Consider the following 13,085-nt stretch of genomic DNA (forward strand, 5'->3'; position numbering starts at 1 on the left):
TATCTACCAAAGGTTTGTCGCAGGGGCGGCAAATGAGTGACTAAGCGGTCTGCTGACGCTCTTTTGCTTGTTGCATCATGTCAGTGATGTTACTGTTTAGTTTATTCACCAAGCTATCGATTCCTTCTTCTTTATCTTCGTCGAGCAACTCTACGTGATTTAGGAATAGCGTAATCTGTTTAGAAAGCTCTGTTTTCCAAACGACCACCTGAGGAGTCTCATTTTTATTGTCGTCAGTGATCTTTTCATGATATACTTCATTGAATTGATCATGTGCGTTTAGCATTTCCTCAAGAAGGTCTGCTACACCCGCGTGTGAAATTTCTGTAGCGCATCTATTAAGGTCTTCAACGAGGCTTCTCATCGCTTCACTTTGCGCGATATATCCAAGATTATATAAACTGAATCCTCTCTTACGGACAATTTCTACAAGTTTTTCACCCGCTTGCTTTATGCCTGGTTCCGTACGGTAAGATGCCGAAAGAACGCCATATTTGAACGCCTGAAATGCATCATCTCGGACTAAGTCTGCCTGCTGTACTCTTGAGGCATAAACGTTAGAAAGGCTTTCATTGAGCGCATCGGATAAAACATTGGAAGCTTCCGTGGTCTTCTTTATCCGATTTTCTAAAGTTGATTTTAATGGGGAAGAATTGACCGATTGGATTAGCCTTTCAGCCAAAACGACTAATTCTTCTGATGTAAGTAGTGAGTGGGAAAATTGCTTCAGCATAGTTCGTGGTAAAAGGTTTTGAGCAGCAAGAAAGTCTCTTCTTTTGAGACTTAAAACTAAACTTCGATAAGGTAGTAGATATTTGGGATGTAAACATCTTATATCATGGTACGGTAATTGAATTGGTAGTGTTTGATGAAATCCTTGTATGAATTTTTAATTAGTTATGAATAGGATTTTATTTGTCGATCAAACAAACTCACTATGAAAAAAGTATTCTTACCCTTACTCTTCACTTTTTTTGTCGGTTTTGATGTCATTGCTCAAAGTGACCAGCTTAGTTCACAAAAATCTAGTACTTCCGTAGGCATAGGTTTGGGACTTCCTTATGGTGGCATAGGCTTGAACGTAGGAACCTATGTAGTGGATAATCTGAGCGTATTCGGCGGTATTGGCTATCAATTTGCCGGAGTAGGATATAACTTCGGACTATTAAAAGATTTTCCAAGCAACAGCCAAACTCAGTTTTATGTTACCGGCATGTTCGGTACCAATGCTGGTATTGTTGTAGAGGGTGCTTCTGAGCTTGATAAGCTTTATACTGGTGCTACATTTGGACTGGGAGTCAAGATTAATTCTAGAAAAACAGAAGGTAATTTTTGGAACATAGGTCTCTTAGTACCAATAAGATCTTCAGAGTTTAAAGATGATGAGGAGGCCATTCGAAATAATCCAAATATTGAATTAAACGATGCATTGCCAATTGCGATAGTTGTTGGCTATCACATTAATCTTTAAGTTGATTTATTCGCAGCTGGATTGATAGGGGATATTTATTCCTACAAACTCTTTCCATTCGTCCTGGGTCATGTTTCGACTCACGAGTTCGCAGATACGCTTTGCAAAAAAGCTAGGGTCGACTGGCCAAGTTCTAATGTAGTCGTCTCCGCCTCCTGTGATGACTTGTTTGCCTGATGGATCGAAGCTTCCGGTAAATACCCATGCTTTGTGATCGTCTAGGATAATTGGAAGTCTTCTCGAATCATTTAAATCCCATATTCGGGCAGTACCATCTCGGCTAGTGGTGAGTAGAAGATCCCCGATAGGATTAAATTGAATATCTGTTACGGTACTCTGATGTCCATAGATAATTCTTCTAAGCTCTTTTTTCTTTACATCCCAAAGTATTACATCACCTCGATCTCTGCCTATTGCCAAAATTTCCCCATTGGGACTCATGTCAAGACAATTAATTGAAAATGTGCCTAACTCATATCCGAAATAAGATTGTTCACGCCAATTTTTCATGATGTCTTCTATTGGACTCTCTTTCACATCATAAGGTTTTTGCCAGGCCTCTAAGACTCCTTGTTCTGTACCAGCATAAACGGTTCCATCATTTTCGTCAACTTTAAGCTGATTTACTTTTAGAGCTGTTTTTCCTACCGTGTCGGATTTTGAATCGAAACCTTTGAGTAGTAATTCACCAGACTTAGTTACACTTAAATACTTGCGCTCTCCAGGAAGAAAGGTTGCAGTTTGAACAGGTATGGGATCTTCTATAACAGATATATCACCCTTAATATCCTTATCTGTAGAGATTAGAGCTAAACCTTCCTGATAAAAAATAGCCATCAATACTTTCCCATCTCTCGACATTTCTATTGATTGAATAATCTTGTCTGACTCATATACAGTCTCCGGAATCCCAGTGGGCTGACTAAGGTCCCATTTTAAAACACGCCCATCTGCTGACGATGAATAATAGTAATTCGGATCTTCACCAAATACGACTGAGGTAACTCGATTGGAATGAAATCCTACTTGATTGTAAGCCCGATTTCTAATTGAATCGTAGCCGAGGTACTTATTTGCTTCATAAAGCGCGGTATACACATTGAGGTGAGAAACATAAGGTTCAACGTTCCCTGTTTTCCAGAATTTGTAAGCTTGTTGTGCAATTAGGGCTTTAAGATTGGTTAAATAGCCGGGCATCACAATTGATCTTTGCGACATGGACATGACCAGCTCAGTGAGTTTTGGATCATTATCTGTTTTTTCTTGACCTTTAGATAGGTGAAAAATGAGCAAGAAAATTGTGGTGGTAACTATATATCGCATGGTATAAATTTAGGAAAAGTGACTTAGTTACTCATCAGCCACATGTTAAATAACACCCATTTTCTTCATGATAAAGCTGGCACTTTTATTCTGACAAATACCATCTCTTAGCTTGTAATCAAATACCAATTCATCGTCAATTATCTCTACTTCGAATCGCTTATTGGTCAATACATTAGGGTATTCTTTGGTGACATTACAAACTTCTAAATCATGCGTTGCTATTCCACCATATACTTTCTTAGTAGCCATTTTCTTTATGACTTCAATAGTTCCATTCCGCTTATCATCTGAATTGGTCCCTCGCAATATTTCATCAAGGAGGATGAAACAAGGACTTTTATCCAGGCGATTCATGATGTATTTTAGGCGCTTTACTTCGGCATAAAAATAGGATTCACTATCAGTCAGCGAATCGGATAGTCGCATTGAAACCAACACCGGTAGTGGATGAACTGAAGCATTGGAAGAAAATATTGGAGCACCTATTCCGGCAAGCACTAAGTTCACTCCAAGAGTCCTGAGGAAGGTACTCTTGCCAGACATGTTTGATCCTGTTAATATGAAAAATGATTCAGGGTTGAAATCAATCGAATTAGTGACTGTTTTTTTATTAAGAATTAACGGATGTCCAAGGTCTTCAAACTTGATTTCATACGCTTGATTAATTTCAGGAAATGCGAATTGTGGATTGTTGAAACTGAAATTAGCCAGGCTATTGTATTTTTCAAACTCTCCAATTACTTCAAGCCATTCTTCGATGTGTATCGCATACTTTCTTCTCCAGTTAGAGAGGCCGCGCAAAACATGGAAGTGATAGAGAAGGACTCCGTTCAAAAGAGGAGAAGCAAATACGTTAGTTACATGCTCCAATCTTCCAAAAAGTAGTGAAAGGTCATGAATGCTTGCACTCGCTTTGTGTTGGTTCTCCAGCAGTCTTCTTTGAAGATGTGACAACCTTTTTGATGAGAATTTAGTGTTTTCAATTTGCTTAAAAAGCAGAGAGTATTGCTGCAATACTTGCTCAATTTTTGTAGAAGTGATGAGCTCTCTCTTTATTGATTTAAACTGACTGCCAACTATCGCCAGGTTGATAAGAGAAAGGAGAAAGCTGATTCTTCCTGCTATTTCGTAAGGAGAAAAGAAGTAAAAAGCCAATACAAGTATCACCGCGGATGGGGCTAAAAATGAGAGCAATTTTTGAGCACCCGAGAATTTCGCCGACTTCATTTTTGACCATTCGATTAGCTCTGAGACAATCTCATCACTGTCTGGTTTTCGTTTTGCTAAGGCTAGTAAATCTTGACGCCAATTAATCTTATCTTTTAGTTCACTAACGGCTTCTTGATTTTGAAGTATTTCTTCTTTTGGTAAAATGTTGAGTAAAGCATTTGCCAGTGACCGTTTTCCTGTGATAGTGCCAGTTCTGTTCAGGTGATGGAACAATGAGTGGTCTCCAAAGAAGTCAAGATCGTAAGAATAATCATGAGTGGCGTCAGTGAATTCTGCACCATCTTCAAAAGAAATTTCACCTTGAGCGAAATAATTGAATTCCTGTTTGTTTATCTCGACCTTGATCTTAGCTAAATCGTTTTGCAGTCGGATAGCTTTATGCTTCTTGATCAGAACAAAGAATACTCCAATACAAAGTGCTGCTGGTAACAATAGCACATCGTTTTCTGATATATTGTATTGATATATCAGAATAATTGCTGCAAGAGCACTTACAAATCGGTATAGGCTTATTCTCCTGTCGGCATTTGATAATGCCTCAGACTCATTCTTAAATGAAACTATGTTGTCCTTGTAAATTTCCACCTTGGTATCTCTCAAAAAGCAAGAATAAACGATTCTGATTGACCAAGGTTAAGATAACTTCAAATTGTAGGTAATTATTCACCTTCATTTAATGTGAGTGCTGGATTTGTTCTTGCCCATTTAATAGATCTTGTAGCAGTAATCGTGAAAATTAATAGGTAAGCAAGAATCAAGGATAACGGATATACCCAGGGATTCATATCAATAGTGTAGGCATAATCTTCTAGCCATGAGCTAACTACTAGATAGCTGAAAAGGCTGCCGAGAATTGAAGCTGTTAGCGTAATAAACCAAAGATCTTGATTTAACACAGCAATAATTCGTAATAGCGATGCTCCCAAAACTTTCCTAATGGTTAATTCTTTTGATTTCAATCCGATGATGTATATCATGAATCCAGCAAGTCCAAGTACAGACAGGCTTATTGCAAGTATTGAAAAGGTAATACTGATTTGACCTGCTTGCTTTTCTTTGGCGTACATATCCTTAATTGCCTCATCAATTAAATCATATTGCATGGGTAAATTGGGTTTAATTTTATACCATTCATCTTCAATTATCTTGACCACTTCTGCCAAATTGGAAGTACTGGATTTTATTAGAATGTTAGTGTTCACAAAGCTGGGGTCGTTTCTTAGTGATATGATTTGTGGTGTGATCTTTTCTTTCAAACTATAAAAATGAAAATCCTGAAAAACACCTGACACCTTTCTTTCAAGCGCATTTTCCGTACCAGGTCTTAAAGTAATTTTCTTACCAATTGGATCATCTTGCCACCCAAATCGATTCAAAAAATTGTGATTGACGAGCGATACTATTTGCCCATCTTGTGATGATTGAAGCACACTTTTGAAATCTCCATGCGTGAGATCCATGCCCATCACATCAAAATAATCAATATCAACACCGTAGGAGAGAAGATTCTCATATGTTTCATCTACTCCTTCCACAGTGTAAGCCAATGGAGTCATTCCATCACCCATCATCGGACCAAATGCGACACCACCTATCTGAGGATATGTTAAGAGTTTAGTTTTAAGAAGTTCGTAATTTGAAAACTCACCGATATCATAGGCGTTGGTGATTTTGATAACATTGGATGCATCAAATCCCATATCCTTGTTGTCTAAGTATCGAATTTGTTGATTCATAAACCAACCAGAAATACCTAGAGTAAACAGCAGAATCAGCTGTAAGAATATCAATCCATTTCTGTATTTGGTGCCTCCAGTGATATTCATTGCTGATTTACTTTTTAACAGTGTATTAGTATCAGTATTGCTGAGAGCCAAGGCTGGATAAATCACTGTGATTATGCTGATAACTATAAGAAAGCCAATAGTGCCGAAAATGTATGTTCCTGAAGTAAGAAGTTTATTTTCGAGGTTGGTGTCAAGGACAATATTCAATGCAGGCAGTGCAAAACTGAAGCCAATCAGAATTATTGGAATTGTCAAAGACATGGTGGTGAGTGATTCATAGATAAATGCTAAAACAATCTTTGTCCTTGATTCGCCAAATACTTTGCGGATTCCCACTGCACGTCCTTTTCCTAAGTATATCGCCAGCGATAAGTTGATATAGTTTGTAATCGCAATTAGTAGAATGAGTGCTCCTACAATTAGAAAAACCTTTAGTTGCAAAGGATCACCTTTTCCAGCCGATCCAAAAGCAGCATCAGACTCCAAATAGATGTCAGGAACTGCTATGAGTTTAACTTCTGAGAGAATGTGGTAATCGTTAAATGCCACATCCATTGCTTCTATTTTGCGGGCCAGTTCTTCAACATCAGCATCGTTTGCCACTTCAAAATAGTTCTGTGAATGATGATGCTCGCGATCATAAAGTGATTTGTTGGTGTAGAGAATATCGAATGCTAAGTGAGTATTTGTGGGCAAGTCTTCAATTACTCCAGTCACCTTAAATTGGAGCGTGTCGAAAAGGAGTACTTCTCCAATCGGAGAAAGGTTGCCGTAGTATTTAGTGGCCGTGGCTTTGGTTAAAACAATGGCGTTTGGTTCTTCAAGCATTGTTTCCTTATTCCCCTCAAGTATTTTATAATCGAAAAACTGGAAAAAGTCAGAACCTGGGTTTGTTTGTATAAGTCTGGTTTCAGCAAACTTTTTATCCTTATAGCTGACAAAAGCCTTTGGAGCTCGATTGATCAATACTGTGTTTAGTACTTCCGGATATGCACCTTTGGAGAGTTCGCGCGAATGCTCCACGCCTAAATTGGAAAACCAAGCTTCACCATTTGTCCTGGCCTCCATCCGATAAATATTGGTAGCATTCTCATGAAAATCATCGTAGTGATATTCATGGTCAGCGTACACGACGATAAGTAGAGCTGCGATGATGCCAAAAGAAAGCCCAAGAATATTTAGGGTGTTTAGTCCTACAGATTTAAGAAAATTACGAATGCTGAGATTGAGAAAAATGCGCATGATCATATTGTTTTTTCAACAATACGGCATCTTCAAAATCGATTTGAATAATGGTTGGTTAAATAGAGCTAATGAAAAGTTAAAATGGTTAAAGAAAAGTTAAATGGACGTTTCAGCTTGACTAAGTATCTATTAATCCGTTAATTAATTGTTCGAGAAAGGCACATTCGCATGCAATTATCCAAAAAGGCCATTTTTGTTGTAATAGGGTTAGTATCAATCGCTTTGGTGGGATTATCGGTTCTACAAATTCAGAACTTGAGATCTTCGTTGACTACAAATAGGCAAATTTTTCTACAGAAAGTAGATCTGGCGGCAAGTAAGATTTCAAAAGAATTCCTGACAAATCCTCAATATGCCAAGAGTTTAAGGGAGGCAGAACATCGCATGAAAAAGAGCGATCAACTCAACGACCCCATTATGGATCAACACATGAAAGGCATCATGGAGCCGATTTTTGAAGAGTATGGTATTGATATAGCCTATGAGTATGCCGTCTATATGCACAAGGACTATTCCGAAGGATTCAGTTTTGTGATGGGTGATAATGGTGCTAGCTTGGATTTTGAACTAGTAAGTTGTGATAATCCAAAAGAGCGCGGCCATGGATGGGCCAATCTTACTTGCTCTTCGGGTGGAAACTTACACCTTGCTTTATTCTTTCCAGAGCAAGATGCTTATGTATTTGCCCAGTCGAGTGGAGCTTTGATTTTATCTATAGTATTTATCCTTTTATTGATTGGGTGTTTTGCATACACTTTACTGATTATTCGAAAACAGAAGAGGCTTTCCTTGATCAAAAATGACTTTATTAACAACCTCACCCATGAGTTTAAAACACCTATCGCATCAATAGCATTGGCCACAAGTATGCTTAAAAGTGACAAGCCTGCTATTGAGAAAAGGAAACGCGCCAACTACCTTAACCTAATTGAATTAGAATCTAAAAGACTCGAAGGACAGGTAGATAAAGTCTTGCAAATTGCAATGATTGATTCTGGAAACTTTACACTCGAAAAAAAGAGGCTAGATGTTCATGAAGTAATTAAAAGAGTAGTTGATAGTACCGAATTGGTAGTGAGCAAACGCAAAGGCTCGATTTCCCTAAATCTAAATGCGACACAATCGGAGGTAATGGCAGATGGTACCCACTTAGTGAATATCATCTACAATTTGATCGATAATGCGCTTAAGTACACAATAGATATTCCTGAGATAACCATTACCACCTCAGATCACGTTGAAGGAATTGAGATTTCCATACAAGACAATGGTATTGGAATAGGGGAGGATATACAACATTACATTTTCGACAAATTCTATCGAGCTGAGTCGGGGAATATTCAAAATGCCAAAGGGTTTGGATTGGGACTTAGCTATGTCAAAAAAATTATTGAAGAACACAAAGGAAGAATTGACTTAAGAAGCACTTTGGATAAGGGAAGTGAATTTCGTTTATACTTCCCGTTTAGCTAAACTATGGGTAAGATATTACTAGTAGAAGACGATGAAAGCTTTGGGTATATTCTGCAAGAATACCTCGAGTTGCATGATTTTAACGTCACACTTTCGAAAGACGGTGAAGATGGATTAAGGACATTTCAAGAACACAACTTTGATCTCTGTCTTTTGGATGTGATGATGCCATTAAAGGACGGTTTCACGTTAGCAAAAGAAATTAGAGAGGTCGATTCTGATATTCCATTTATGTTTCTTACTGCAAAAGCTTTGAAGGTCGACAAACTGAAAGGCTTCAGGTTAGGTTGTGATGACTACATCGTTAAGCCTATTGATCAAGAGTTGTTGATTGCGCGGATCAAAGCGCTCATAAAGCGTGCTTGCACTGAATCTTCAGCCATCCAAACTTCATATGAGATAGGCAAATATCAATTTGACTTTAGCAATCAATTACTCAACCTGGGTGATCAAGCCCAAAGACTGACAGAGAAGGAAGCCAAAATCTTACAACTCTTGTGTGAAAGCAAACATGAAGTTTTAGATCGCAATAAAGCTTTAAAAGAGGTGTGGGGTAAGAGTGATTTTTTCAACAGAAAGAGCATGGATGTTTTCATCCATAAACTTCGCCAGTACCTAAAAGCAGATCCTACAGTACAAATAATTAATGTCCACGGAAAAGGTTTCGTCCTTGAGGATAGGTGATACTTCTATATTAATCTTTAACTGATTTTAACATAATTGCCCGAAGGCTTGAAAATCAAATGCCGTCTATAGAAGAAATTTAAAACACTAAAAAATTATGAAAAAAACAGTAATGATATTGGGCTTGGTACTGTGCGTACATTTTGCAAATGCTCAGAGCCAAAGACCGCAGCGCGGTGAACGACCGTCGCCTGAAAAAATGATTGAAAGGGCTACAAAAGAGTTGAGTTTGACGGCCGAGCAAGTTGAAGAATGGAAAGCTATTCATAAAAAGTATAGCGAAGAGATGAAAGATCGCTCGAAAGCAGAAGAAACGAGAAAGAAAATGGGGGCTGAGCTGGAGAAAACTCTTACTGAGGAGCAGCTAGAGAAGTTTAAGAAAATGAGACCGAAGAGGAGACCTAATAAAGATGGTAGGTAAAAAATTATTTTAGGGAATTATCCAATTGTTATTCCTAAATAAAAAATGAGTCACAATAAAAAATAGGGGTAAATCCGATAGTCTTTTTGTCGGATTTACCCTTTTTTTGATTCATAGATAACCAGCTACCTATAATGTTATATTTAAAGAACTCAGCTCACCAGCGAGAATTACGAAAATCGATAAATAAGCTTGTCTCAGATATCCATGAGTCGGTTCTGGATCGAAATGATCTACTCGCCGAAAATGAAGAGTCTGTCGCAAGTTATGTTTCAAGACTCAACGATGAGTTACTCAATAGATCATTCCTTGATTATTGCAGTGCAGCAAAAAACTATGTCAACAATAAGTAATTAATTGCCACCTTTTGGCTTTAGCGGAACTTGTGGTATCGGAGTACCATGAGAGCCATCTTTGCAACACATAGGAAGTTTTTCGTAAGAAATCGGATTTCGTTTTAACGTGTCCGCATGATATCCGACCATCGTTATTCGCTTTCTTAAAGTCTCTGCATCTGTTTTTTTAGGATTATAAAGAATGGTCATTACTTTATCATCAAGATTAAGTGTAGCCTCCTTCACGCCTTTTTCAAAAGCCAGATCTTTTTCCAGCGTATACTGGCACATATCACAAATGGCAGAGGTTTTAATTTCTACTTTGAATCCACCATCAACAGCCACTGGCTCTTTCTGACCATAAGCTGCCATCATCCAAAATGTAATAATTATTGTAAATAGCGTTTTCATATCTATAAATTATTAAGTCTTAGTTACGTTTTATTTTATATCTAAACCCAGCATAAACCATCCTTCCTGCAATAGGTGCCCAGACGATCGATGCGTCAAAATTGTTGTCAAATGGATTTTCAGAATCTATTATCGGATCTTCTTGTGTAAATCCCAGTAGGTTCTCGGATCCTAGGTATATGCTACCCCATCTATATCCACGGCTTACTTGAGCATTAAGTAAGAAAAAATCTGGTGAGGTTAAATCACGTTGAAATTCAGCAGGTTTGTCAGAGGTATTGGGAAGCCTTTTCGATCCAAACCATTGGAGTGTTGCGTCCGCCTTCCATTTATCAAAACGGGTAGCATAGGACGCATTCAAGAAAAATCGATCCCTTGAATTGAAGGGGACATCTCTCAATTCTCTGTTTATTGTCGCTTTCACATCATAGTATTTGTAGGCTGCTTTCACACTCAAATGATCAGAAAATTGATAATTCCCTTCTAGCTGAAAACTATGTGCGAATGAGTTTCCTCGTAAATTATAAACCCTCAACTCACTTGAGCTTCGATCCATATCGTAGATTAACTGATTCTCGAAGTGAGTATAGAAGTAATCCGCAATAAGATTTAGCTTTTTGTCACCAAAGTTTATTGCAGTAGTTAAGCTTCCTCCAATATTCCATGAGACTTCTGGCTCGGGTGCTTCTTCAATAATCAATTGACGAGATGATACCAACACATTACTGTTTTCAACGATCGTATTGGGAGTTCTGTAGCCTCGTCCGATAGCAGCTCGTATTGTTGTGCTTTCTGAGAATTGATAACGAGTATGGAGTCTCGGTGTAATGTAAGTGCCGTAAAGATTATGGAAATCTGTCCTTGCAGCAGCTAGTAGGGTAAATTTATCTCCTCTAGAATATGTGTATTCATAATAAAGTCCGGGTACAATTTCTTGCCTGCTAAAGGCAGAATCTGCATAAACTTCATCAAAATCATCATAAAGAATACTCGCGCCTGTTTTGTACGAATGAAACGAATTGCCAATAATATTTTGGAATATCACATTTCCATAGAGCGTCTTTTCAGTTCCTTCATAATTGTCTCTGCCAAAACCAGCATCAATGTCCAAATAAGTTCCAGAATAGATGAATCCCCATCCTTTATAAGGTTTATTCGGAAATAGCAATCCTACCTTCCCAAATAGTTCAGCACGTGTTGTTTGATTCTGGAAGCCATACTGAGATGAGGTGAGGAAATTATCTCCAAAATCAAACCCCAACTGACCGCCAGCCTTTTCATCTCGCATTAAAGTCAACCCAATCTGTGAAACCATTTTATCACCTTCGTACTTATAGCGATTCATCACATTAATCTGTTTGGATTTCGGTAGATCCATAAATCCATCATCATTATTGTCGACTTCATTATTGAAGTAATTTGAATGTAAGAGAACTGCCGTACTCCATTTGTCATTTATATCCCTTGCATGATTTGCATTCAATTCGACTCTACCAAATGAATTTGCATATCCATTTAAATAAAGTGTTTCACTCGTCTCAGGTTTCTTTAGTTCAACGTTGATTTGTCCAGTCATGGATTCATATCCATTTACCACACTTCCTGCACCTTTGCCAACATCTATTGATTGTACCCATGTACCGGGAACATAGGATAGACCATACTTTTCAGCAAGTCCACGAACATTTGGGATGTTTTCTCTATTGATTTGAACATATCTTCCATCTAAGCCTAACATTCGAATGGTCTTCGCACCGCTGATAGCATCAGTGAATGAAACATCTACAGACGCATTGGTTTCAAAACTCTCGGACAGATTACAGCAAGCCGCCTTTGTTAGCTCAGCTTCTGTTATCACTTCGATATGTTTCGATTCCAGATCATCAACAAAGGTGCTGCTCGCTTGCACCACTACTTCATCCAATTCTGAAGTGTTTTCCTTTAGCTGGATGTGGGCGATTTTCGAAAAATCTGCTTTTACTGTGTCTGTTGTGAATCCAGCATAAGAAATAACTAGAAGTGACTCTCTAGAAGAGAGCTTTAATTCAAAAAATCCACTCTCATTTGTAATGCTTCCATTTTGAGTCCCCAATTCGAGTATAGTAGCACCAATAAGTGCTTCATGATTTACTGTCTCTACTTTTCCTCTAACAGTTTGAGAATGAGTGGTTAAGGCTAATAATATTATTGATATCGATATATATATATGTTTTAACATGATTGATTTTTTCAATTAGAAATAATTGATAAGCGAATCAGTATTCGCTTTAAAAGTCAATCAAGAATCATATAAGAAAAGACTGTACGAGAACCGGAATGTCTTTGTCGGGGAGAGGAGGGGAGTAATGTTGAAAATGTGGCTTGTCGAGATCATCATCGAGAAGTGGATCTTCAAGAAGCACATAGCTAACAATGGCAAGTTGAAACAAATCTGGAGTTGCGTCAAAGTCAAATCCAGTTGTAGTGATTTCTTCGATTTTGAGTTCTTCACTTACATCTTTACAGCATGGCATTTGTTCTTTTTCACCATCAAAACAATGCGATGCATGCTCATTCACAGTTATAGACTTTAGTCTGCCCATACAATAATGCTTGTTTAGGGTTACACCAGTTGTAGCTATCAGTAGTATGATTGCTAATAGTGTATTCGCTATGTTTTTTAATGCACGCACTGAGGCAAAGATACGGATATTAGATTTTTT

General features: G+C 38.0%; 12 protein-coding genes. 5 read left to right on the forward strand and 7 right to left on the reverse strand.

Translation table 11 applies throughout. The features are described 5' to 3' along the window. Positions 1-40: 40 nt before the first annotated feature. Positions 41-733, reverse strand: coding sequence for a DUF6261 family protein (locus tag ACY650_RS15605; protein ID WP_462248731.1), 693 nt, complete (start codon positions 731-733; stop codon positions 41-43). Between the two features lie 204 nt (positions 734-937). Here ACY650_RS15605 and ACY650_RS15610 point away from each other — a divergent pair, with 204 nt between their 5' ends. Beyond that, positions 938-1,471 (forward strand): hypothetical protein, encoded by a 534-nt coding sequence (locus tag ACY650_RS15610; RefSeq protein ID WP_462248733.1) that lies wholly within the window; start codon positions 938-940, stop codon positions 1,469-1,471. Between the two features lie 6 nt (positions 1,472-1,477). Here ACY650_RS15610 and ACY650_RS15615 read toward each other — a convergent pair whose 3' ends face one another. The 3 genes from ACY650_RS15615 to ACY650_RS15625 are packed head-to-tail and all read right to left on the reverse strand — an operon-like array spanning position 1,478 to position 7,056. Continuing rightward, the gene (locus ACY650_RS15615) at positions 1,478-2,794 is read right to left on the reverse strand and encodes a WD40 repeat domain-containing protein (RefSeq protein ID WP_462248735.1); all 1,317 of its coding nucleotides are present in this window, start codon (positions 2,792-2,794) and stop codon (positions 1,478-1,480) included. A 45-nt stretch (positions 2,795-2,839) separates the two neighbouring features. Next, positions 2,840-4,627, reverse strand: a complete 1,788-nt coding sequence (locus tag ACY650_RS15620; protein ID WP_462248737.1) for a MutS-related protein — start codon at positions 4,625-4,627, stop codon at positions 2,840-2,842. A 59-nt stretch (positions 4,628-4,686) separates the two neighbouring features. After that, positions 4,687-7,056 (reverse strand): ABC transporter permease, encoded by a 2,370-nt coding sequence (locus tag ACY650_RS15625; protein ID WP_462248739.1) that lies wholly within the window; start codon positions 7,054-7,056, stop codon positions 4,687-4,689. 171 nt (positions 7,057-7,227) lie between these two features. On the opposite strand from ACY650_RS15625, the gene ACY650_RS15630 reads away from it, so the two are divergent. The 4 genes from ACY650_RS15630 (at position 7,228) to ACY650_RS15645 (ending at position 9,990) form a co-directional block, all read left to right on the forward strand. Beyond that, complete coding sequence (locus ACY650_RS15630) at positions 7,228-8,532, forward strand: sensor histidine kinase (RefSeq protein WP_462248741.1); 1,305 nt, start codon at positions 7,228-7,230, stop codon at positions 8,530-8,532. Positions 8,533-8,535: 3 nt separating this feature from the next. Continuing rightward, a complete protein-coding gene (locus tag ACY650_RS15635) occupies positions 8,536-9,216 on the forward strand; it encodes a response regulator transcription factor (protein WP_462248743.1) in 681 nt (226 codons plus the stop codon). 97 nt (positions 9,217-9,313) lie between these two features. Then, the gene (locus tag ACY650_RS15640) at positions 9,314-9,637 is read left to right on the forward strand and encodes a hypothetical protein (protein ID WP_462248745.1); all 324 of its coding nucleotides are present in this window, start codon (positions 9,314-9,316) and stop codon (positions 9,635-9,637) included. A gap of 134 nt (positions 9,638-9,771) precedes the next feature. Beyond that, the gene (locus tag ACY650_RS15645; RefSeq protein WP_462248746.1) at positions 9,772-9,990 is read left to right on the forward strand and encodes a hypothetical protein; all 219 of its coding nucleotides are present in this window, start codon (positions 9,772-9,774) and stop codon (positions 9,988-9,990) included. On the opposite strand, the gene ACY650_RS15650 is transcribed toward ACY650_RS15645, so the two are convergent. The 3 genes from ACY650_RS15650 to ACY650_RS15660 all read right to left on the reverse strand — a co-directional run bounded on the left by ACY650_RS15650 (position 9,991) and on the right by ACY650_RS15660 (position 13,055). After that, entirely contained in the window at positions 9,991-10,383 is a 393-nt protein-coding gene (locus ACY650_RS15650) for a heavy-metal-associated domain-containing protein (protein WP_462248748.1), read from the reverse strand. A 19-nt stretch (positions 10,384-10,402) separates the two neighbouring features. After that, a complete protein-coding gene (locus ACY650_RS15655; RefSeq protein WP_462248750.1) occupies positions 10,403-12,601 on the reverse strand; it encodes a TonB-dependent receptor in 2,199 nt (732 codons plus the stop codon). A gap of 67 nt (positions 12,602-12,668) precedes the next feature. Beyond that, entirely contained in the window at positions 12,669-13,055 is a 387-nt protein-coding gene (locus ACY650_RS15660) for an HYC_CC_PP family protein (RefSeq protein ID WP_462248752.1), read from the reverse strand. Between the last annotated feature and the right edge of the window lie 30 nt (positions 13,056-13,085).

This window comes from Ekhidna sp. (assembly GCF_963691765.1).
Taxonomy (GTDB): domain Bacteria; phylum Bacteroidota; class Bacteroidia; order Cytophagales; family Cyclobacteriaceae; genus Ekhidna.